Origin of the sequence: Streptomyces roseoverticillatus (assembly GCF_000719265.1) — a bacterium.
GTDB classification, from domain to species: Bacteria; Actinomycetota; Actinomycetes; order Streptomycetales; family Streptomycetaceae; genus Streptomyces; species Streptomyces roseoverticillatus.
On record NZ_JOFL01000006.1, the window covers coordinates 221890 to 246477 of the forward strand.

A 24588-nucleotide genomic window follows, 5' to 3' on the forward strand; every position below is an offset into this window, starting at 1 on the left:
TTGAACCGGGACAACCCGATCGTCGACGACCACCGGGTGCACGGGGTCCGCACCCTGCCCGGTGTCACCTTCCTCGACATCGTCCACCGGCTGCTCGTCGCGCGCGGCATCCCGCTGGACGGGACCGAGCTGGGCGACGTGCTGTTCGTCGAGCCGGTGGTCACCACCGAGTCCTTCGACCGCGAGCTGACCGTCGAGCTCGTGCCCGACGGCGCCGGCTTCCACGTCACGGCGACCAGCCGCCGCGTGCAGGACGGCACTCCGCTCGACGACGCGGTGACCACCCACCTGAGGGCGACCCTGCGCACCGGCCTGCCCCCGCTCACCGGCACGCTCGACCCGGCGGTTCCCGGCACCCCGGGTGACGTCGATCAGGTGTACGCGACCGGCCGGTCGGCCGGCATCGAGCACCGGGCCTTCATGCGGTGCGCGGGCACCCTGCGCGCCGGCACGGACCGCGTGCGCGCCGAGATCGCGCTCGGCGACGAGGCCCGGGCCACGGTGGGGGACTTCCTCCTCCACCCCGCCCTGCTCGACGGGTCGACCATGCAGTCGTACGCGCTCGCGTTCGACGGGGCCGACGCCGACGGACGCCCGCTCATCCCCCTGCACATCGCCTCCTTCCGCGCCGCCCGCACCCTCGGCGACGCCTGCACGGTCGACCTGCGCCTGAGGCCGGCCGGGGCCGGCGACGAGGCGGCGAAGGACATCGTGAAGGCGGACATCGACCTGTACGACGGGTCGGGCGTCCTCGCCGCGCAGTTCACCGGCCTGACCTTCAAGCGCATCCGCTCCGCGGCGGCGATCACCCGGCTGACGGAGGCCGCGCCGTCCGCCGCTCCGGTGCCCGCTCCGGCCCCCGCCGCCCCGGTCGCCCCCACGGCCACGGACGGCGAACCGGCGGACCTCCGCGCGGAGATCACCGAACTGGTCCGCCGGACCGTCGGCGACCCCGCCCTGGAAGTGGACCCCGACCGCGGCTTCTACGACCTCGGCCTGGAGTCGACCCACCTCCTCACCCTGGTCCGCGCCCTCGAAGAGCGCTGGGACGTCGCGCTCTACCCCACGCTCCTGTTCGAGTACCCGACCGTCGACGCGGTCGCGGCCCACCTCGCCGGCCTGTTGCCCGACGACCCGCGCCCCCGGGCGGCTGCCGCCCCGGCGGAGGAACTCCCCGCCCTGACCGGCGCCCTGACCGGCGTGTGGCAGGAAGCGCCCCGCCCCCGGACGCCGGCCACCGCGTCGCTGCTGGTGATCGGCGACCTGAGGGTCCGGCCCGGGCAGATCACCGTCCGGCGCGGTCCGGCCTTCCGCCGCGTCGCGCACGACGAGTACGAGCTGCGCACCGGCGAGACCGGTGACCTGCGGCTGCTCCTCGACGACCTCGGCACCCCGCCCGAGGCGGTCCTGCACGTGGCGCCGCGCGACGACGCCGGCCTCCCCGAGGACGTGGAGACGGCCTGCCATGAGGTGCTCGCCCTGGCCAAGGCCCTGGCGGCCCGCCCGGTTCCCGTCGTGTACGCGGGCCCGGCACCGGTCGCCGCCGCGGTGTCCGGCCTGGCCCGCACCGTACGCCTGGAGCAGCCGCGCCTCGCGATCACGGCCGTCGAGTGCGACGAACACGCCGAACCGGAGGCGCTGCTCGCCGAGTTCGGCGATCTGTCCGAGGCGTGGGTGCGGCACGCGGCGGGGCGCCGGTACGTCCGCCGTTACCGCGAGGCGGCCCTCGGGACCGCGGCCCCCGTCCGGAGCGGCGGGGTCTACCTGATCACCGGCGGCGCGGGCGGCATCGGCCGGGAGCTCGCCGCCCGGCTGACCGCACGCGGGGCCACGGCCGTCCTGGCCGGGCGCTCACCGCAGCCGTCGCCGCCGGCCGGCCACTACGTCCGCGCCGACGTGACCGTCTCCTCCGAGGTGGACGCCCTGGTCAAGGACGTCCTGGAGACGCACGGCCGGCTGGACGGCGTCGTCCACGCGGCCGGAGTGCTGCGGGACGGCCTGTTCGCCGCCAAGCCGGCCGCGGACCTCTCGGCGGTCCTCGCGCCCAAGGTCCGCGGGACGGTGCTGCTCGACGAGGCGACCCGCCACCTGGACCTCGACTTCTTCGCCGTGTTCTCGTCGGTGACCGGCGTCGCGGGCAACGCGGGCCAGAGCGACTACGCCGCCGCCAACGCCTTCTTGGACGCCTACGCCCGCGAGCGCGGGCTGGTCTCCCTCGCCTGGCCGCTGTGGGCCGACGGCGGCATGCGCACGGACGCGGCGGCCGAGGCGCTCTTCCGCCGCCAGGGCCAGGCCGCCCTGCCGACGGCGGACGGACTGGACGTGTTCGAGCAGGCGCTCGCGCTGTCCGGCACCGAGGTCGTCGTGCTCCACGGCGACCCTGAGCGGGCCCGCGAAGCGCTGGGCCTCGTCGCCGCCGACCCGGCCGCGCCGACCGCCCCTGCCGCTGCGGATCAGCCGGAAGCCCCGGAGCCCGCACGCCGTGCGCCGCGCTCGGCCGCACTCCCGCAGGCGAGCGACGCCGGCGGGGACATCGCGGTGATCGGCGTCGCCGGCCGCTACCCCATGGCCGAGGACCTCGACCGGTTCTGGACCAACCTGCGCACCGGGCGCGACTGCGTCACCGAGATCCCCGCCGAGCGGTGGGCGTCAGCCGGCTTCTACGAGCAGGGCCGCAACCCCGGGCGCTCGTACAGCAAGTGGGGCGGGTTCCTGGAGGGCATCGACGAGTTCGACCCCGCCTTCTTCCGCGTCACGCCGCGCGAGGCCGAGGGGATGGACCCGCAGGAACGGCTGTTCCTGCAGACCTCCTGGCACGCCCTGGAGGACGCCGGCCTGACCCGCGCCGACGTGGCCGGACGCTCCGTGGGCGTCTTCGCGGGCGTGATGTTCACCCAGTACCAGATGCTCGGCCTGGGCGCCGAGGACCGGCTGCCGGTGCTGCCGACGTCGTTCTCCTCGGCCGTGGCCAACCGCGTCTCCTTCTTCCTCGACCTGCACGGCCCCAGCCTGGCGCTGGACACGATGTGCTCGTCGTCCCTGACCGCACTGCACCTGGCCTGCGAGAGCCTCCGGTCCGGCGACAGCGAACTGGCGCTCGCCGGTGGCGTGAACCTCATCGTCCACCCGTACAAGTACCTGCACCTGAGCCAGGTCGGCTTCGTCTCCACCGACGGCCGCTGCCGCGCCTTCGGCGCCGGAGGGGACGGCTACGTGCCCGGCGAGGGCGTCGGCGTCGTCGTGCTCAAGCCCCTGGCCCGCGCCCTGGAGGACGGCGACCGCGTCCTCGGCGTGATCAAGGGCAGCGCCGTCAACCACGGCGGGCGGGCCGGCGGCTTCTTCGTGCCCAACCCCGCCGCACAGGCCGATGTCGTCCGGCGGGCGCTGCAGAAGGCGGGCGTCGAGGCCGCCTCCGTCGGCTACGTCGAGGCGCACGGCACGGGCACGGCGCTCGGCGACCCCATCGAGATCACGGCACTGTCCCAGGCCTACGGCGACGCGCCGGGCCGGCTGGGGTCGGTGAAGTCCGGCATCGGCCACCTGGAGCCGGCCGCCGGCATCGCCGGGCTGACGAAGGTCCTGCTCCAGCTGCGCCACCGCACCCTGGTCCCGTCCCTGCACGCCGCCCCGGCCAATCCCGCCATTGACTGGGACGCCACGGGCCTGAAGGTGCAGCGCGAGGCGGAACCGTGGCCCGCCGCCGCGGACGGCACCCCGCGCCGCGCCGCCGTCAGCGCGTTCGGCGCGGGCGGGGCCAACGCCCACGTCATCGTCGAGGAGTACCCGCAGCCGCCGGCCGCCCCCGCCGCCGCGGCCGGGCCGCAGGTCGTCCTGCTCTCCGCACGCACCCAGGAAGCCCTGCGCGAACTGGCGCAGCGCTACCTGGAGCCGCCCGCGGGCGACCGGCTCGCCGAAGCGGCCGCGCTCGCCGGTCTGACGGGCGCGGACCCGGAGGCCGAACTCGACGAACTCGGCCTGGACGCCGACGACCTGCGCAGGCTGGCGCGCGCGCTCGCGGAGCGCTTCCCCGGCTCCGCCCCGCACGTCGACGCCCGCTCCACCCTGGCCGGCCTCGCCGCGGGCCTGCCCGCCGGCGCGGGACCCGACGCCCCGCTGGCCGACATCGCCTACACCACCCAGACCGGCCGCGAACCCATGGCCGAGCGGCTCGCCGTGGTCGCCTCGGACACGGACGAACTGCGCACGGTGCTCCGCGCCTTCCTGGACGGCTCCCGCACGGCCGGCTACCGGGGCACCGTCACCGTCACCGGCGCGGCCGGCGCCGCCGCCCCGGATTCCACGGACCCCCACGTGCTGGCCCGCAGCTGGGCGGCGGGCGCCGCACCGGACTGGCGCGCCCTGCACCGCGGCCGTACGGCGCGGAAGGTGGCGCTGCCGCTCTACCCGTTCGCCCGCGTACGGTGCTGGGTCGACGCGGCGCCTGCCGTGCGTGCCGCGTCCGCGGCGCCTGCTGTGTCCGCCGCCCCTGCCGGGCCTGCCGCGCCCGTCGTACCCGGTGCATCGGCCGTGTCCGGTGCGCTCGCCGTGCCGGTTGTGCCCGGCGTGCCCGCCGTGTCCGCCGCGCCTGCGGACGCCCCGGCCCCCGCTCCCGCCCCCGCGCAGCAGGGTCCGGAGCCCGCGCCGGAGGCCCTCCCGGTGGACGTCCCTTCCTGGGAGGCTTGTGCCGCCCCCGCCGTGTACCCGGCGCCCGCCGGCCCCGTCGTGGTGCTGCACGCTCCCGGACGCGAAGGCCTCGCCCGCGAACTGTCCGCCCGTCACGAGGGCGCGGTCCTCGTAGAACTGGGCGCACCCGTGCCCGTCACGCCGCGCCTGGTCTACGTCCTCACCGGCACCACGGACGCCTCCGCCGCGCGCGAGACCGACCGCGTCGCGGCCGCCGAGGCCACCGGCGTCAAGGCTCTGGCCCGCTACGCCCGCCAGTGGTCCCGCCTGCCCGCACTCGACTGGGTGGTCGTCACCACCGGCGCCGCCGCCGCACCCGGCCGCGGCGTGAGCGACCCGTACGCCGCCGGTGCCACCGGCTTCGCCCGGGTCCTGGAGAACGAGCACCCCGGCTGGTCGGTCGCCACCGTCGACCTCGACCCCGCCCACGAGTCCGCGCAGCTCGTGACCCCGGCGCCCCGGGGAACCCGGACGGCCTGCACCGGGGCCGTCCGCCACACCCAGGTCCTGCGCCCGGCCCCGGCCACCGGCGCTCCCGTACCGCTCCGCCGCGGCGGCACGTACGTGATCATCGGAGGTGCCCGCGGCATCGGCGCGGCCATCGCCCGCCGGCTCGTCGCGGACCGGGACGCGCAGGTCGTCCTGGCCGGCCGCAGCGAACTGCCCCCCGGCACCGCCCTGGGGGAGCGGATCCGCTACGTGCGGGCCGACGCCACCGACAGCGCGCAGCTCGCGGCCCTCCTCGACCGGGAGGGCCCGGTGCACGGCGTCGTGCACGCCGCCCTGGTCCAGCGCGACCGGCTGGTGCGCAACATGTCCGACGAGGACCTCGCGGAGAGCCTGGCGGCCAAGTCCGGCGTCGCGGCGGCCCTGGCCGACGCGCTGCGCGGACGTCACCTGGACTTCCTGGTGTTCTTCTCCTCCGCGCAGTCCTTCCTCGGCGACCCCGGCCTCGCCAATTACGCGGCCGGTTCCACCTTCCTGGACGCCTACGCCCACGCGCTCGACGCCCGCCTGCCCTACCCCGTGCGCGCGGTCGACTGGGGCTTCTGGGGCACGGTCGGCGCGGTGGCGGGCGACACCCACCGGGACGGCCTGACCGCGGCCGGCTTCCGGTCCATCACGCCCGAAGCGGGATTCGCCGCGCTGCTGGAAGCACTGCGGCAGCCGGCGCCTCAGGCCGTCGTGGTGCCCGGCACCGCGGCGCTGCGGGAGCGGATGGGAGCGACGAGAACGGAGACGACGGACGTGACCACCACGGACGGTGGACAGCAGGGCACCGCCGGACCGCGCGTCGTGGAGGACTTCCACGCGCTCGACCGGCGGATGACGGAGGTCGCCACCGGCGCCCTGCTGGCCCTGCTCGACGACATGGGCGCCTTCGGCGGCCCCGGCCCGGACGCGGACGAGGTGTCCCGCCGGATCGGCGTCACCCCCCGCTACGAGCGGCTGCTGCACACCCTGCTGGACATGCTCGCGCAGCACGGCCTGCTCGAGGCCGACGGCGGACGCTTCCGCCCGGTCCCGGACGCCCTGGCCAAAGCGCGCGCCGGCGGACACCTCCGGCGGCTCGGCGAACTCGCCGGCGCCCACCCCGAGTCCGCGGTCTTCGTACGGCTGCTGGCCCTGTGCCTGGGGCGCTTCCCCGAGCTGCTGCGCGGCGAACTCCTCGCCACCGAACTCCTCTTCCCCAAGTCGGGCACCTCCCTCATGGAGGGCGTCTACCGGGACAACCCCATCAGCGACCTCTACAACGACCTGCTCACCGAGCACCTCGTCGGGCACGTCCGGCGACGCCTGGAGGAGCTCCCGGCGGACGCCAAGGTCCGCATCCTGGAGGTCGGCTCCGGCACCGGCGGCACGTCCGCGGGCCTGCTGCGCGCGCTGAGCCCCTACGGCGAGCGGGTCGAGTACTGGTACACCGACCTGTCGGTCACCTTCCTCGCCCACGGCCGGCAGGAGTTCGGCGAGCGGTACCCGTTCCTGCGCTTCAAGCGCCTCAACCTGGACAGCGACCCCGTCGCCCAGGGCTTCCCGGCGGACGGCTTCGACGTCGCGGTCGCCGCGAACGTCCTGCACGCCACGTCGGACGTGGGCCGCGCCGTGCGCCACCTGCGGGGCGTGCTGCGCACCGGCGGCGAGCTGGTGTTCAACGAGCTGACCACGGTCACCCTGCCCGCCACGGTCACCTACGGCCTGTTCGACGGCTGGTGGGCCCACGACGACACCGGCCTGCGCCTGCCCGGCTCGCCGCTGCTGGACGTGCCCGGCTGGACCCGGCTGCTCGCCGGCGCCGGCTACCAGGTGGCGGCCGCGATGCCGGACTCCGGCGCGACCACCCGCAACTTCCAGCACGTCGTCGTGGCCAGGGCCGTGGACACCGCCGCCGCACCCGGCGGCGAGGCCGCGCCCTCCTTCACCGACGCGCTCCTGACCCTCACGGCGGACGCCTCGGGCATCCCCGTAGGCGACCTCGACCTCGACCGGGCGATCGGGGACTACGGCTTCGACTCCGTCAGCTACAGCCTCCTCGCGAGCCGGCTGAACGACGAGTTCGGCCTGGACGTGACGCCCGCCCTGTTCTACGAGACGCCCACCCTGCGCGCGTTGGCCGACCGCCTCGTGCGCGACCACGCCGGACTGCTGCGCGCCCCGCAGCCCGCCGCTCCCGCACCCGCACCCGCCGGCCACGTCGCCGCCGGGGCGGGGGAGGAGCGGCCGGAGCCGGCCCCCCTCCCGGCACCCGCCCCCGCGGCGCCGGCGTCCGGATCCGCCGGGTCCGAGGAGATCGCCGTCATCGGCATGGCCGCACGGATGCCCGGCAGCCGCGACCTGGACGAGTTCTGGCAGCACCTGGTGGCGGGCGACGACCTGATCACCGACGTGCCCGCCGACCGGTGGGACCGGCACTCCCTCCCCGAGGGCGTGCACGCCGGCCGCGGCGGCTTCGTCCACGACGTCGACGTCTTCGACCCCCTGTTCTTCGGCATCTCCCCGCACGAGGCCGCGGGCATGGACCCGCAGCAGCGGCTCGTGCTGCAGGGCGTGTGGACGGCGCTGGAGGACGCCGGCCTTGCGCCGGGCGCCCTCGCGGGCTCGGACACCGCCCTGTTCATCGGCGCGGGGTCGAGCGATTACGAGGAGGTCAGGAAGGCCGCGGGCGTACCCGTCGACGCCCACGCGGCCACCGCCACCACGCACTCCATCCTGGTCAACCGCGTCTCCTACCTGCTCGACCTGCACGGGCCGAGCGAGCCGGTCAACACGGGCTGCTCCAGCTCCCTCGTCGCCATCCACCGGGCCGCGGAGGCCATCCGGTCGGGGGAGTGCGATGTCGCGGTCGCCGGCGGCATCAACCTCATCCTGTCGCCGCACAACCACGTCCTGCTCAGCCGCACCGGCATGCTCAGCCCGACGGGCCGCTGCCAGGCCTTCGACGCCCGCGCCGACGGGTTCGTCCGCAGCGAGGGCTTCGGCTTCGTCGTCCTGACCCGGGCGGGCCTGGCCCGCGCCCACCGCGTGCGGGCCTGGCTGCGCGGCACCGCCGTCAACCACGGGGGCCGCTCCCGGTCCCTGACCGCGCCCAACCCGGCCGCGCAGGCGGCGATGATCGTGCGGGCGCACGAGCGCGCCGGCACCGACCCGGCCACGGTCGGCTACCTGGAGACGCACGGCACGGGCACCGAGCTCGGCGACCCGGTCGAGATCAACGGCCTGCGGGCGGCCTTCGACGAACTGTTCCGCCGCCGCGGCGTCCAGCCGCCGGCCGAGCCCCACTGCGGTCTCGGAGCGGTCAAGGCGAACATCGGTCACCTGGAGTCCGCCGCCGGCGCCGCCGGAGTCGTCAAGGTGCTGCTCGCGATGGAGCACGCCGTGCTGCCGCCCGTGGCCGGCCTCGGCGAGCAGAACCCGCACCTGCGCCTCGACGGCAGCCCCTTCCGCCTGGTCCGCTCGGCTCAGCACTGGCCGAGCCCGGCCGGCGCCCCGCGGCGCGCGGGGGTCAGCTCCTTCGGCTACGGCGGGGTCAACGCCCACGTCGTCCTGGAGGAGGCCGGACCCGCGCAGCAGCCGCAACGGCCGTACGGCCCCTGGGTGTTCCCGCTGTCCGCCCGTACCCCCGAGGCGCTGCGCCGGTACGCGACGGCGCTGCTGGAGGCCCTGGACCGGGCCCCGGACCTGGCCGACACGGCGCACACGCTCCAGCACGGCCGGGACGCCATGGAGGTGCGGCTGGCGGTGACCGCCGGTGACCGGCACACGCTCGCCGCCGCGCTCTCGGCCGCCGCCCAGGGCGCGGACCACCCCGCGCTGGCCCGGCCCGCAGGCACCACGACCGCCGACCGCTGGGTCGCGGGAGAGCGCGTCGAGTGGCCGCAGGGCGGCGTCCTCATCCCGCTGCCCACCTACCCGTTCGAGCGCCGCCGCTGCTGGGCGGGCCTCGAGGACCCGTCCACCGGGACCGCCGCCCAGGAGCCGTCCGGCGAGAGTGCCGCCACGGCCCCCGCGGGCCGGTACGCGCCGCGCTGGCAGCCCGTCACCGCCCCGGTCGCCGCCTTCCCGGCCGCCGGCCCGGTCTGGGTGCTCGGCCGCGACGACCACCCGGCCGCCGGCGTCCACCGGATCGGTGACGCGCCCCTGGAGTCGCTGCCGACGCCCGTCGCGGTCCACGCCGTGGTCACCGGCGAGGCCGGTGTCCTGGACCTGTTCCGCATCGTCAAGCACCTGCAGTCGCGCCCCGCAGCGGCCGGCGAGCTCTCGCTGACCGTCGTCACGCGCGGCGCCGCAGGAGTGGACTCCGCTCCCGCCGACCCGTCGGCCGCGGCCGCGCTGGGCCTGGCCCGGTCGGTGCGGCACGAGTGCGAGCGCTGGCACGTCAGCACCGTCGACGTCGGAGCGGCCGACCCGGTCACGGTCTCCGTCGCGGTCCCCGGCGACTACGCGCTGCGCGCCGGGCAGTGGTTCCGGGAGGTGCTCCGCCCCGTCGACGGCGGGGCGCCGGCCGCACCCGTGTTCCGCGAGGGCGGCACGTACGTGATCACCGGGGGTACCGGTGACCTGGGGCTGGACATCGCCGAACAGCTCGTGAAGCGATACCGGGCCAGGGTCGTCCTCGTCGCGCGCTCCGCGCCGGACGCGGCCAAGGCCGCCCGCATCCGGGCGATCGACCCGTCCGGGAGCTCGGTGGAGATCCACCGGGCCGACGCCGCCGACCCGGACCGGCTGCGGGCCGTGTTCGAGCGCGTGGGTGCCGTGCACGGCGTCCTGCACTCGGTGACCGTCCCCGGCGACCGGTCGCTGGCGGCCATGGACGAGGAGTGGTTCACGCGCGCGCTGACGGCGAAGAGCCGTACGACCGCCGCGCTCGCCGTGGCGCTGGGCGACCGCCCGCTCGACTTCCTCGCGGTGTTCTCGTCCGTCCAGTCCTTCCTCGGGAACCCCGGTCAGGCCGCCTACGCGGCGGGCTGCACCGCCCAGGACGCCATCGGGCGCGCGCTCGCCGCGCACCTGCCCTACCCCGTCCGGGTCCTCAACTGGGGGGCCTGGGCCGGCTCCGCGCTCACCGAGCGCCACCGCGACCGGCTGGTCGCCGCGGGTGTCCACCCGCTCTCACCACAGGCGGGATTCGAGGCGCTGAGCCAGGTGCTCGGCGGACAGGAGGTTCAGGTGGCAGTGGTCTCCGGTACGGACGGCTTCCTCGCCCGCATCGGCGTCCCGGTGGCGGCCGCGGCCGGGCAGCGGCCCGCGGTCCCGGAGCCGGTCGTCGCCCCGGCGGCCGCTCCGGTGCCCGCCCCCGCGGTGGCCGCCCCGGCCGCCGGCGGATGGCGCGAGGCCGCGGCCGGCGAACTGCTGGGCCTCCTGCACGAGGTGGCGGGGATCCGGCCGGGCGAGCTCACACCGGACGACCTGCTCAGCCGCTTCGGCTTCGACTCGATCATGTACACGCGGCTGAGCCACCTGGCGAACGCGCGCTGGGACCTGGACCTGACGCCGGCCGTGTTCTTCGGCGTGGCCACCGCGAACGACCTCGTCGACAAGGTCCTCCGGGACCACGGGCCGGCCCTGGCTGCCTCCGTGCGTCCGGCGGCCCCCGCGCCCGCCCCCGCCCCGGAGCCGGACCCCGCCCCCGCGGCGTCCGTGCCCGCGCCGGTGCGCACCGCGCCCGCGGCCGTCCCGGCGCCCTTCACCGGTGAACCCGCCGCCGTGGCGATCGTCGGCATGGCGGGCCTGCTGCCGGACTCCGACGACCTGGACGAGTTCTGGCAGCACCTGACGGCCGGTGACGACCTGGTCCGCGAGATCCCGGCCGACCGCTGGGACTGGCGTCGCCTGCACGGCGAGCCGGAGCCCGGCCGGTTCCGCACGACGGCCAAGTGGGGCGGGTTCCTGCGCCGGGTCGACCTGTTCGACCCGCAGTTCTTCGGCATCTCCCCGCACGAGGCCGTCGCCATGGACCCGCAGCACCGGCTCGTGCTGGAGGCCGCCTGGACCGCGATCGAGAACGCCGGCATCCGGCCGTCCTCGCTCTCGGGCACCGACACGGGCGTCTTCATCGGCAGCGGTACCTACGACTACTTTGAGCTGCAGCACGCCCTCGGCGTTCCGCTCGACGGGTACAACACGGTGGGCCGGGCGCACGCCATCATGTCCAACCGTGTGTCCTACCTGCTGAATCTGCGCGGCCCCAGCGAGACCGTGGACACCGCCTGCTCGTCGTCGCTCGTCGCCGTCCACCGGGCGGCCGAGGCCATCCGGCACGGCGACTGCGAGGTCGCGCTGGCGGGCGGCGTGAACGTCATCGCCTCGCCGACGCTGTTCGTGGACATGAGCCAGGCCGACATGCTGAGCCCCGACGGCCGCTGCCGCACCTTCGACGCGAGCGCCAACGGAATCGTGCGCGCCGAGGGCGTCGGCGTGGTGGTGCTGAAGCGCCTCGACGCGGCCATCGCGGACGGCGACGTCATCCACGCCGTCCTGCGCGGCAGCGCGGTCAACCACGGCGGCCGCACCAACTCGCTGACCGCCCCCAACCCGGACGCGCAGGCCGCCTGCATCGTCAAGGCGCACCGCCGCGCCGGGGTGGACCCGCGGACCGTCACCTACGTCGAGACGCACGGCACCGGCACCGAACTCGGCGACCCCGTCGAGGTCGAGGGACTCAAGACGGCGTTCGCGGAGCTGTACGCCGACCACGGCGCCGAGTGCGCGGAAGCGCACGTGACGCTGGGCGCGGTGAAGACCAACACCGGCCACCTGGAGGCGGCCGCGGGCGTCACCGGCCTGATCAAGGCCCTGCTCGCGATGCGGCACCGGGAGATCCCCGCGAACCTCCACCTGGACGCCCTCAACCCGCACCTGCGCCTCGGCGGCAGCCCGCTGCGGCTGCCGGACGGGCGCGAGCCCTGGCTGCGGGTCCGCACGCCCGACGGGGCCGAGGCCCCGCTGCGGGCCGGCGTGAGCTCCTTCGGCCTGGGCGGCGTCAATGCCCACCTGGTCGTGGAGGAGTACGGCGAGGAGGTGCCCGCCGCGCCGTCCGGCGCCCAGGTGTTCGTCCTGTCGGCCAGGGACCCGGAGCGGCTGCGCGGCTACGCGCGGCGGCTGGCCCGCTGGGCCGCGGACAACGAGGAGGTCGCCCCGGCCGCCCTCGCCCACACGCTGCAGACCGGCCGCGAGGTGTTCTCCGAGCGCCTGGCGATCGTCGCCGGCTCGCTGCGCGCGCTGGTGGCGGGCCTGGAGGCCTGGCTGTCCGGCGGCAGTGCCGACGGCGTGTTCACCGGGGACGGCTCGGACGCCACCACGGCGCTGCTGCTGGAGGGCGCGGAAGGCCGCCGCTACCTGCGGTCCGTGGTCGACGCCGGCCGCCTCGACAAGGTCGCCCGGCTGTGGGTCGGCGGTGCTCCGATCGACTGGACGGAGCTGTGGCAGGGTGCGGCCCCGCGCCGCGTACCCGCACCGACCTACCCGTTCGCACGGGAGAGCTACTGGCTGACCCCCGGCCCCCGGTTCGACGCCGTCCAGGCCGCCGAGTCCGGACTGGTCGCCGGCGGTGCCGAGGACCGCGACGCGGCCGCCGTACCCGCCGAACCCACCGAGTCCGTCCAGCAGGTCGAACAGGTCGAGCACGCCAGGCCCGCCGAGCCGGCCGAGGCCGTCCGCCCCGCCGTGCCCGCCGTGCCCGTGGCGGCCGCGCCGGCCGCCGGCAGCGACCCCGAGGCCGCCGTCCGTGAGCACGTGCGCGGACTCCTGGCCGCGCACCTGGGCATGCGGCCCGACCGGCTGCCCGTGGACCGGGTGCTGTCCGACGCCGGAGTCGACTCGCTGGGCCTGCGCCGGCTGAGCCGCCGCCTCGGCGCCGACTACGGCGCCGAGATCCCGGCCCGGATGTTCGGCGTGGCCCAGACGGCGCGCGCCGTGGCCCGCGCCGTGTTCGAGGCGTACGGGCCCCTGCCGGGGCGCGAGGAGGCCGCCCCGGCCCCCGCACCCGCACAGGACGCCGCGAAGGCCCCCGAGCAGACCGGGGACAGGATCGCGGCCCTGCTGACCGGTCTGCGCGACGGATCCGTGCGCGTGGACGACGCGCTGGCCGCACTGAAGGGAGGGACGGGCCGATGAGCACCGAACTGCGCGAACTGCTGGCGGCGATCGCCGCCGGTGAGATGTCCGACGACGTGGCGGAGCTCGTGCTGCGGGGGCTCGCCGAGCCGGCGCCCGCACAGGAGCCGGTCCGGGCGGCGGAGCCGGAGCCGGAGCCGGGCCCGTACCCGCTCAGCCGCGGACAGGCGGCGCTGTGGGCGATCCACGCGAACAACCCGCAAGCGTCCTCGTACAACCTCCCGCTGGGCCTGTGGCTCGGCGACGGCGTCGACCCCGGCCGGCTGGCCGAAGCGCTGGCCGCCGTGGTGCGCCGGCACCCCGGGCTGCGCATCGCCGTCCGGCTCGACGCCGGCGGGCCGGTGCAGGAGATCACCGACCGCCCCGCCGAGGTGACCCGGCTGGACCTCCGCCACGTCACCGACAGCGAATTCGCCGCCCGCGTGCGGAACCTGGTGCGCCGTCCGTTCGACCTCGAGCACGACGCGCTGTACCGCATGTGGCTCATCGCGGCCCCGGACGGCGGCACCCTGCTGCTCCTGGTTTTCCACCACCTGATCACCGACGGCGTCTCCAGCCACCTCCTGCTGCGCGACATCGTCGCCTGTCACGAGGCACTCGCCGGGGGGCGGCAGCTGCCGCCCGCCGAACCCGCCACGCCGTACGCCGAGTTCGTGCGCTGGCAGCGGGAGATGCTCGCCGGGCCCGAGGCCGGGGAACACCGCGACTGGTGGCTCGACCGGCTGACCGGCGCCTCGACCGCGCCGGTGCTGGAGGCGATCGCCGACCGCCCCCGTCGCGCCCCCGCCGCGCACGACGCGGGCGCGATGGTGCAGCTGCGGCTCTCCGAGGCCACCTGGAGCGCGGTCCGCAACACCGCCCGCGCGGCCCGGCTGACCCCGTTCAGCGTCGTCCTCGGCGCCTTCGCCGCCCTGCTGCACCGCCACTCCGGGCACCGCGACATCAGCGTCATGGTGCCGACCGACGGCCGCCCCTCGCAGCGCTTCGACCGCACCGTCGGCTACCTGATCAACCCGGTGGTGCTGCGCCTGGACTGCGACCCCGGCCGGAGCTTCACCGAGCTCATGGACGCCGTCCACGCGCGGATGGCGGAGGCCGAGGACCACGCCGCCTACCCGTTCGCGTCCGTCGTCGACGACCTGCGCCGCACCTCCGACGCCGAAGCGGGCTTCGACATCGGCTTCTACATGCAGCAGGGCGTCGGCGGCGACCAGGACATGGCGGCCGGGCAGACCGTCTTCCGGGACGCGCTCGACCTCACCCAGGAGGGCGAGAACGACCTCGTCGTCGAGGTGGTCGTCCGCGGCCCCGGTGCGCTCGTGTACGTCAAGTACGACCCGGAGCGCTTCGACCGCTCCACCGTCGAGCGGCTCGCCGAGCACTACCGGCTGCTGCTGGAGGCCGTGATGGCCGACCCCTCCCGGCGCGTCGGCGACATCGCACTCGCCACCGACGCCGAGCGCGGGGCGGTCGAGCGGGCCAACGCCACCCGCCGCGAACGGCCGCGCGACGTCACCGCCGCCGGCCTCGTCCTCCGGCAGGCGGAACAGGCCCCGGAACGCATCGCGGTGGTCGACGCCGAGGAGTCGCTGACCTACGCGGAGCTCGCCGGGCGCACCCACGCCCTCACCCGGGTCCTCACCGCCCGCGGCGTACGCCCCGGTGACGTCGTCGGCGTCCTCGTGGGCCGCCGGGCCGCGCTGGTCACGGCCCTGCTCGCGATCCAGGCCGCCGGGGCCGCGTACGTCCCCCTCGACCCGGACTTCCCCGCGGCCCGGCTCGCCCACATCGCCACCGACGCGGGCCTGGCGGCCGTGGTCCTCGACCCGGACCTGGCCGGCCGGCTGCCCGACGGCACGCCCGGCGTCCGCATCCCCCTGACCGGCCCGGAGACGGCCGCTCCCGCTGCCCTGGTTGCCCGCCGCGACGGCGACCTCGCGTACGTGCTCTACACCTCCGGGTCGACCGGAGAGCCCAAGGGCGTCGAGGTCAGCCACGGCAACCTCGTCAACCTGCTCGACTCGACGGCCGTCCGCCCCGGCTGCGCCGAGGACGACACGCTGCTGGCCGTGACCACCGCGGGCTTCGACATCTCGGGCCTGGAGCTGCTGCTCCCGCTGACCCGCGGTGCCACCGTCCGCATCGCGCCCTCGGAGGCGCTGCGGGACGGCTTCGCGCTGGCCGACCTGATCGGCGAGTCGGGCGCCACGATCGTCCAGGCCACCCCCGCCACCTGGGAGATGCTGCTGCACGCCGGCTGGACGGGACGGGTGCGCAGGATCCTGTGCGGCGGCGAGGCGATGACCCCCGAGCTCGCGGACCGCCTGCTGGACCGGTGCGACGAGCTGTGGAACATGTACGGCCCGACGGAGACGACCATTTGGTCCTCCACCCAGCGCGTGCGCCGCAACCGGCCCGTGACCGTGGGCACTCCGCTCGCCAACACCACGTTCCGCACGGCCGGCCCGGACGGCGCTCCCGTGCCGTTCGGTGCCGTGGGCGAGCTGCTGATCGGCGGCGACGGCGTCGCCCGGGGCTACCGCGGCCGCCCGGAGCTGACGGCCGAGCGCTTCGTCGAGGACCCGTCGACCGGCGAACGCCTCTACCGCACCGGGGACCTGGCCCGCTGGTCGCCCACCGGCGAGATGGTCGTGCTCGGGCGGGCCGACCGGCAGGTGAAGCTGCGCGGCCACCGCATCGAGCTCGGCGAGATCGAGGCCGCCGTCCGGCGCACCGGCGAAGTCGGCGACGTCCGGGTGGTCGTGCGCGAGGACCTGGCCGGGCAGCCGCAGCTGGTGGCGTTCGTGACGGGCGGCGCGGACGCCGCGGCGTCCGCCGCACGGCGGATCGCCGCCTGGCTGCCCGACTACATGGTCCCCTCCCGCACCGTGGCCCTGGCGCGGTTCCCCCTGACCCCCAACGCGAAGGTCGACACCGGCCCGCTGACGGCGCTGCCCCTCGACGAACTGGTGCGCCGCTTCGGCCACGGCGGCCCGGCCGCCGGCCCTGCGGCCGTGCCGCCCGTGGCGGAGCCCGCGCGGCCCGCCGCGGCCGGCGGCGACCTCGTGGCGTGGCTGCGCGAGACGACGGCGGGGGTCGCCGGGGTGCCGGCGCAGGAGATCCCCGTGGACCGGCCGCTGGGCGAGGCGGGCTTCGACTCGATCGGCTTCACCCGGCTGGCGGTGGCACTGCGGGAACGCTTCGGCATCCCGGTGCGGCCCACGGTCTTCTACGCCCACCCGGACCTCACCTCGCTCGCGGCCCACCTCGGCGAGGCCCACCCCGGGGCGTTCACCCCGGCCGCCCCGGCACCCGCGCCGTCCGCGGCACCCGCGGTCGCGCCGGCCCCGTCCGCCGCGGCGGACGGCTACCCGCCGGTGGCGATCGTCGGCATCGGCGGGCGCCTGCCGTCCGCCGCCTCCCTGGAGGAGTTCTGGGGGCACCTCGCCGCCGGACGCGACCTGACCCGGCCGTACCCGCTGGAGCGCGGATTCTCCGACCGGGTCTTCCCCGAGCGCTTCCGCGGCTCGTACGTCGACGACGTGGACGCCTTCGACGCCCAGCTGTTCCGCATCTCGCCCCGCGAGGCGGCGCAGATGGACCCGCAGCAGCGGTTGCTGCTGCACGCGGCGCACGAGGCCGTCCTGGACTCGGGGCAGGTCCCGGCCGCGCTGGCGGGCAGCCGCACCGGCGTCTTCGTCGGCCTCAGCGGCGCGGACTACCTGAGCCTGCTCGGCCCCGGCTCCCCGGAGATGGGCGACCACTTCCTGATCGGCAACGTCGCCTCGATCGCGGCCAACCGCATCTCGTACGTCTTCGACCTGCACGGCCCCAGCGCCGTCTTCGACACGGCGTGCTCCAGCTCGCTCGTCGCCGTCCACCGCGCGGCCCGCGCGCTCCAGCACGGGGACTGCGAGATGGCCCTGGCCGGCGGAGCGAACCTGCTGCTCTCCCCGCACGGGTTCACCGGCCTGCGCCGCGCCGGGATGCTCAGCCCCGACGGCCGCTGCAAGACGTTCGACGAGCGCGCCGACGGCTACGGCCGGGGCGAGGGCGTGGTGCTCCTCGCGCTGAAGCTGCTGGACCGCGCCCTGGCCGACGGCGATCCGGTGCACGGCGTGCTGATCGGTTCCGCGGAGAACCACGGCGGGCACACCCACTCGCTCACCGTGCCCAACCCGCAGGCGCAGCGCGAGGTCGTGCTCGCCGCACACCGGGCCGCCGCGGTGGCGCCCGACACGATCGGCTACATCGAGGCCCACGGCACCGGGACGCCGCTCGGCGACCCGATCGAGATCGACGCCCTCAAGGAGGCGTTCGGCCGGCTGTACGGCGACTGGGGCATCCCGGTCGCCCCCGAACGGACCGGTGTCGGGTCCGTTAAGACGAACATCGGCCACCTGGAGGCCGCAGCCGGGGTCGCCGGCATCGTGAAGGTCCTGCTGGCGATGCGTCACCGCACGCTCCCCGGCCTGGTGGACCTGCGCGCGACCAACCCTGAGATCGACCTCTCGGACAGCCCGTTCCGGATCCAGTCCGGACGGCAGGCATGGGAAACACCCGACGGCGCGCCGGCCCGGGCCGGCGTCAGCTCGTTCGGCATGGGAGGCAGCAACGTGCACGTGGTAGTGGAAGAGGCGGGAAAGCGCTGATGAGCCGCAACACCGAAGACAGGACCGCTCGACTGGTCGTGCTGTCGGCCGACGGCCGGGAACAGCTCGACCAGTACCGTGCGGAACTGTCGGACTGGCTGGACGCCCACCCGGCGGCTTCCCTCGACAGCGTCACGCACACGCTGCGGACCGGCCGGGAGCCGCTCCGGGAGCGTCTCGCCGTGGTCGTCACGGACATCGCCGGGCTGGCCGCGCGCCTGCGCGACGGCGACGGCGTCGTGACCGGCACGGCGGCCGCTGACGCGCCCACCGGCGGCCCGGCCCGTACGGACGACCTGACCGAGGCCGCCCGGCTGTGGGTCGCGGGAGCGGACGTCGCCTGGCCGGAGCTGCCCGGCGGCCGTCCCGCCCGCCTCTCCCTGCCCCGCCCGCCCCGGCCGTCCCGCCGCTACTGGATCAGCCCGCCCGCCGCGCTGGCCGACGGCCCGGCCGAACGGCTGCTGACGGGCAACGAGTTCTACCTGCGCGACCACGCCCTGGGCCCGGTCCGGATCCTGCCCGCCGTGGCCGCCCTGGAGTTCGCGGTGGCCGCCGCGGCCCGGCTCGGGCACGGCCGCGCGACCGGCATCGTCAATGTCCTGTGGGCCCGCCCCGTGCTCGTCGAGGACGAGCCCGTGCGCGTGCGCCTGGACCTCCGGCAGGCCGCCGACGGCGTGTCCTACGAGGTCCGGCGGGTGGACGGGAGCGCCGCCGGCGCGCTGTGCTCCACGGGCACGCTCCGCTTCGATGCCCCGCAGGAGGCTTTGCCCCTCGACCTGGAGGCCGTCCGGGCCCGGCTGCCCCGCACGTCGACGGCCGACGAGTGCTACGCGGTCTTCAGCGCGCTCGGCGGCGGCTACGGCCCGAGCCTGCAGGGCCTGCGGTCGGTGCGGTCCGCGCCGGGCGAGGCCCTGGCGCACGTCGCGGTGCCGGAGGCCGCGGACGCTCCCTTCACCGACTTCACCCTGCACCCGTCCCTGCTGGACGCCATGCTCCAGGCCTGCCTGTGGACCGACGAGGACCCGGCCGCCCCGCGCGCCCGGCAACTGCCCTTCGCCCTGGACGCCGTCGACATCTTCGGCCCGCTGCCCGAGCGGGGCTACGTGCACGCCGTCGCGACCCCGGCCGGCCACGACGTGACCCTCGCCGACGAACAGGGCCGCGTGTCCGTACGCCTGCGCGCCGTCGTCACCCGCGCCGTGGACGGTGCCGCCGGGCTCGACGCCACCGTCGCCGCCAACCTGCTCGTGCAGCGCTGGCAGGACGCGCCGGCGCAGGCCGCCGACGGCCGGCCCGTGCGCACGGTGCTCCTCGGCGGGGCGACGCTCCCCGGCGCCGAGCCGGCCACCGAGGACGCCGTCTTCCCGTGCGCAGAGGAGCTCCTCGTCGTCCGCGCCGTGGACGGCGACCCGCTGCCCGGCCTGCTGAGGCTGTTCCGTGCCTGGTCGGCGCAGCCGGCCCCGAAGCCGGTGCGGGTCCTGCACCTGTTCCGCCCGGCCGGTACGGCCGAGGACGCGCGGGTGTACGCCCTGGACGGCTTCGGGCGCGCCCTCGCCAACGAGCACCCCGACTTCCGCGTCGCCGTGGTCGGCACCGGCGACGCCGACCCGGCGGCTGTCCTCGCCGCCGAGGCGCGCGGCGCCCACGAGTTCCGGGTCCGGTACACCTCCGACGGCCGCCGGCAGGTGCTCCGGTGGGGGAGCGTCGAGCCGGCCCCGGCGCCGCTCGCTCCGCGCGGCACCGTGCTCGTGACCGGCGGCGCCGGAGCCCTGGGCCGCCACCTCGTCACGCACCTGGGCGGCACCGCCCGCTACGTCCTGACGGGGCGTTCGGCCCACGCCGGCCTCGCGGACCTGCGCGCCGCCGGTCTCGACGTGCACTACCTTCCGGCCGACCTCGGCGCCCCCGGTGCCGCGGCGGACCTCGTCGAGCGCGTCCACGCCGCGTTCGGACCGATCCACGGCGTGCTGCACCTCGCAGGGACGACCCGCGACGCGCTGCTGATCCGCAAGACCGACGAGGAGACCGCGGCCGTCCTCGGGCCCAAGGTGCGCGGCACCCTGGAACTCGACCGCGCCACGGCCGGCGACCCGCTCGACTTCTTCGTCGCCTTCTCCTCCATGTCCGGCGCCGCCGGCAGCCCCGGCCAGACCGACTACGCCTACGCCAACCGCTTCCTCGACGCCTTCGCGGAGTGGCGGCGCGCGAGCGACCGGCCCGGCCGCAGCCTGTCCGTGCTCTGGTCGCTGTGGGCCGACGGCGGCATACGCGTCGACGCCGACGAGGCCACCGCCGCCCGGATGGCCCGTCAGGTGGGCCTGGTGGCCATGCCGACGGACGCGGCGCTGGACGCGTTCGACCGGGCGCTCGGCCACGACGGCGATCACGTCCTGGTCGCGCACGGCAACCTCGCGCGCCTGCGCCAGGTGCTCGACGCACCGGCGCCGGAGCCGTCCGCACCGGCCGCTCGGCCCGCGCCGGCCGCTCGGCCCGCCGTGGCCGCCGGTACCGCTCCTTCTGCGCCGGCGGGCACGGAACGGCCGGTCGCGGCCATGGCCGAGGACTTCCTGCGCGGGGTCCTCGCCACGGTCTTCGAGTTCCCCACGGAGGAGATCGAACCCGACGTCGCCTTCGAGCAGTTCGGCATCGACTCGCTCCTGATCATGGACTTGACCCGGCGGCTGGAGGACGACTTCGGTTCGCTGCCGAAGACGCTGTTCTTCGAGTACCAGAACCTGCGCGACCTCGCCGACTGGTTCACCGAGCACCACGGCGCCCGGATCACGGAGCTCGCCGCACCGGCCGCCCCGCTCGCACCGGCGGCCGTGACCGAGACCGCGTCCGCGCCCGTGGCCGCGGCCACGCCCGCGGTCATCCCCGCTCCGGCCCCCTCCGCCCCGGCACCGTCCGGCCCCGTGCCCATCGCCATCGTGGGTGTCGCCGCGCGGTTCGCCGGGTCGGACACCCTGGAGGAGTTCTGGGCCAACCTGCGGGCCGGCCGCGACCTGGTCACCGAGATCCCGGCCGACCGCTGGAACTGGCGCGACTACGACCAGGCGACCCCCGCGGACCGGGCCGCCCCGTACAGCCGGTGGGGCAGCTTCCTGCACGGCATCGACAAGTTCGACCCGCTCTTCTTCGGCGTGTCGCCCCGCGAGGCGGAGATCATCGACCCGCAGGAGCGGCTGTTCCTGCAGACGGCCTGGCACACCATGGAGAACGCCGGACGCACCCGCGCGGACCTGCGCGCGCGCCGCGTCGGCGTGTACGTGGGCGCCATGTACGGGCTCTACCAGCTGCACGAGGCCGAGGACGGCCGGATCGGCGCCTCGTCCCACGCCTCCATCGCCAACCGCGTCTCCTACACCCTGGGCCTCACCGGACCCAGCCTGGGCGTGGACACGATGTGCTCGTCCTCGCTGACCGCGATCCACCTGGCCGTGCGCGACCTGCGCGCCGGCGACACCGACATGGCCCTCGCGGGCGGCGTCAACCTGCACGTCCACCCGTACAAGTACCGCTTCCTGGGCCAGGGCGGCTTCACCTCCAGCGACGGCCTGTGCCGCAGCTTCGGCGCGGACGGCGACGGATACGTTCCCGGCGAGGGCGTCGGCGCGGTGCTGCTGCGGCCGCTGGCGGACGCCCTGCGGGACGGCGACCACATCCACGGCGTCATCCTCGGCTCCAGCGTCAACCACGGCGGCCGCACCAACGGCTTCACCGTCCCGAACCCCGTCGCCCAGGGCGAGCTGGTCGAGCAGGCGCTGCGCGAGGCCGGCGCCGACCCGGCGTCGCTCGGCTACCTGGAGGCCCACGGCACCGGCACCGCCCTCGGCGACCCGGTGGAGATCCGCGGCCTGGCCCGCGCCCTGGGCGCGGCCGGCCTGGCGCCGCGCAGCCTGCCCATCGGGTCGGTCAAGTCCAACGTCGGCCACCTGGAATCGGCCTCCGGCATGGCCGGCCTGTGCAAGGTCCTGCTGCAGATGCAGCACGGCGAGCTCGTGCCGTCCCTGCACGCCGACCCGCTCAACCCGAACATCGACTTCGACTCGACCCCGCTGAGCGTGCAGCGCGAGCTCGCCCCCTGGCCGCGGCCGGGCAACGCCCCCCGCAGGGCGGGCCTGAGCTCCTTCGGCGCCGGCGGGGCCAACGCCCACCTCGTCATCGAGGAACACCTCCAGGACCGCGCGGCGGCGTCCGGCGACGAGCCGGGCCCGTGGCTCTTCCCGCTCTCCGCCCGGGCGCCCGAGCGCCTGCCCGTCCTGGCCGCCCAGCTGGCGGACGCCCTCGAAAGCGAGCCGCGGACGCGCCTCGCCGACGTGGCCTTCACCCTCCAGCAGGGCCGGGAGGAGTGGGCCGACCGCATGGTCGTGCTGGCCTCCACCGTCACCGAACTGGTGGCCCGCCTGCGGGGCGCCGGCACCGAGGGGGTCTGGACCGGCAGCGCCCGCGGCCGGGCCGCCGCCCGGGCCGCGAAGCCGGTGAGCGACGCCCCGGCCGACATCGCCGCGGCCTGGGCCGCCGGCGCGAGCGTCGCATGGCCGCGGAACGGCGGCCGGCGCGTGCCCCTGCCGGGCTACCCCTTCGAGGAGCTGCGCTGCTGGCTCACCGACACCATCTGGTCGCCGCCCGCGCGGACCGCGGCCGGCCCGGCCCACCCGCTGCTGGACGAGGTCGACCCGGCCGGCAGCCTCGACGGGCTCACCTACCGGACGGCCTTCGGACCGGAGCACCCCTACATCGACGGGCACCGCGTCGGCGAGACCCGCCTGCTGCCCGCCGCGGCCGTCCTGGAAATGGCCCGCGGAGCCGCCGAGGCGGCGGGCGCGGGGCAGCGGCTCCGGCTCGCCGGCGTGCGGTGGCTGCGGCCCTTCGTCGTGGACGGCACCGAGCGCTCGGCCAGGATGCGGCTGCGCCGCGGTGACACCGGCCTGGCGTTCGACCTGCGCGACGACGCCGGCGAACTGCTCGCCCAGGGCCGGATCGACACCCTCGCCGCGCCCGCCGCGGAGACCGTTCCGCTGGAGGCCCTCCAGGCCCGCATGAACCGCCGCCACGAGGGCGCCGCCCTCTACGCGGACCTCACCGCGGCCGGCCTGTTCTACGGACCCGCCCTCAGGGCCGTCGAGTGGATCGCCGCGGGTGACGGCGAGGCACTGGTGCGGCTGCGGCTCCCCGCCGAGGCCGCTCCCTTCGCCGGCTGCGCCCTGCACCCCTCGCTGGTCGACGGCGCCCTGCACGCGTTCGCGGTGCTGCGGGACCGGAACGCCGGACCCGCCATGGTGCCCTACGCCCTCACCGCCGCCGAGGTCTTCGCCCCGGTGACCGACCTTGCCTACGCACACGTGACGACCGCCGGCACCGACCGCTACGACCTCACCTTCACCGACTCCGCCGGGAGCGTTGTCGCGCGCCTGCGCGACCTCTCCCTGCGCCCCGCCCCCGGCACTGCCCCGCAGCAGGCCGTGGCGGCTGCCCCGGCCCTGGCCCCGGCCCCGGCCGCACCCGCGGCCGCCGGCGCGTCGGCCGACGACCTGATGTTCGTTCCGCACTGGACCGCGCTGCCCGAGCGCCCCGCGGCCCTGGCCGGCGGCACCACCTGGCTCGTGCGCGGCCCGGAGTCCGCCGGGCTCGCGGCCGCTCTGACGGAGCGTCTGGGCGGCACCGTCGTCGAGGTGGGCCCCGACCGGGTCGCCGACGCCACCGGCCGCCCCGACCACGTCGTCCTGCTCGCCCCGCGCGCCGGCGCCCGCACCGACGACATGCACGTCCTCGACGCGGCGCAGGAGCAGGGCGTGCTCGCCCTGTTCCGCCTCGCCAAGGTCCTGCAGCGGCTCGGCTCCTCGGTCCGGCTCACCGTCGTCACCGAGGACGCGCTCAGCACGGCCGGCGAGCCCGTCCGCAACCCGTTCGCGGCGGCCCTGCACGGCCTCGCCCTCTCGCTGGCCCAGGAACACCCCCGCTGGCGGGTGGCCGTCGTCGACCGGTCGTCCGCCGACCAGCCCTCCGCGGACGTGCTCGACGTCCCCGCGGGCGGCCCGTACGCGCTGCGCCGCGGCGTGCTCCACCACCGCCGGCTCGTCCCGGCCACGGCCACGCCGCCCGCGGAGCGCATCCGCCACGACGGCACCTACCTGATCCTCGGCGGTGCCGGCGGCATCGGCCTGGAACTGACCGCGTGGCTCGTCCGCACCCACCGGGCCAAGGTCGTCCTGCTCGGCCGCAGCGAACTGGACGCCGCGCGCCGCGAACGCCTGCGCGCCATCGACCCGAGCGGAACGCTGGTCTCCTACCGGCGCGCCGACGCGACCGACCCCGTGGCGCTGCGCGACGCCGTCGCGTGGACGCGCGCCACCCACGGCGCGCTGCACGGCGTCTTCCACGCCACGATCGTCCTGCGGGACCAGACCGTCGCCACCATGGCCGAGGAGACCTTCCGCTCGGTCCTGGAGGCCAAGACCCGTACCTCGGTGGCCCTGCACGCCGCCCTCGGCGGCTCGGCCGATCTCGACTTCGTCCTGTTCTTCTCGTCCGCGGTGGCCCTCGCCGGCAGCGCCGGCCAGAGCAACTATGCGGCCGGGTCGACCTTCGAGGACGCCTTCGCCCACCACCTCGACGACGTGCTGGGCGCCCGGGTCGCCGT

General features: G+C 76.3%; 3 protein-coding genes (1 of these 3 only partly in view). All 3 read left to right on the top strand.

Annotated features, from left to right (window positions below):
* Tightly spaced (each overlapping or abutting the next), the 3 genes in view from IF61_RS0108415 to IF61_RS0108425 form a layout consistent with a single transcriptional unit that may run on beyond the window.
* Nucleotides 1–13293: an SDR family NAD(P)-dependent oxidoreductase gene (locus tag IF61_RS0108415; protein ID WP_245684446.1), complete on the top strand. Its 13293-nt coding sequence runs from the start codon at nucleotides 1–3 to the stop codon at nucleotides 13291–13293.
* The gene (locus IF61_RS0108420; RefSeq protein WP_030365644.1) at nucleotides 13290–17945 is read left to right on the top strand and encodes a non-ribosomal peptide synthetase; all 4656 of its coding nucleotides are present in this window, start codon (nucleotides 13290–13292) and stop codon (nucleotides 17943–17945) included. The genes IF61_RS0108415 and IF61_RS0108420 overlap by 4 nt, the downstream gene beginning before the upstream one ends.
* Nucleotides 17945–24588, top strand: the beginning of a protein-coding gene (locus tag IF61_RS0108425; RefSeq protein ID WP_030365645.1) for an SDR family NAD(P)-dependent oxidoreductase. It continues 12772 nt past the right edge of the window; the window shows 6644 of its 19416 coding nt (coding positions 1–6644); its start codon is at nucleotides 17945–17947; its stop codon lies beyond the right edge, outside the window. Before IF61_RS0108420 ends, IF61_RS0108425 begins: the two co-directional genes overlap by 1 nt.

Coding starts and splice junctions, on each gene's coding strand:
- IF61_RS0108420 (WP_030365644.1), top strand. CDS start 13,290: ATGAGCACCGAACTGCGCGAACTGCTGGCGGCGATCGCCGCCGGTGAG.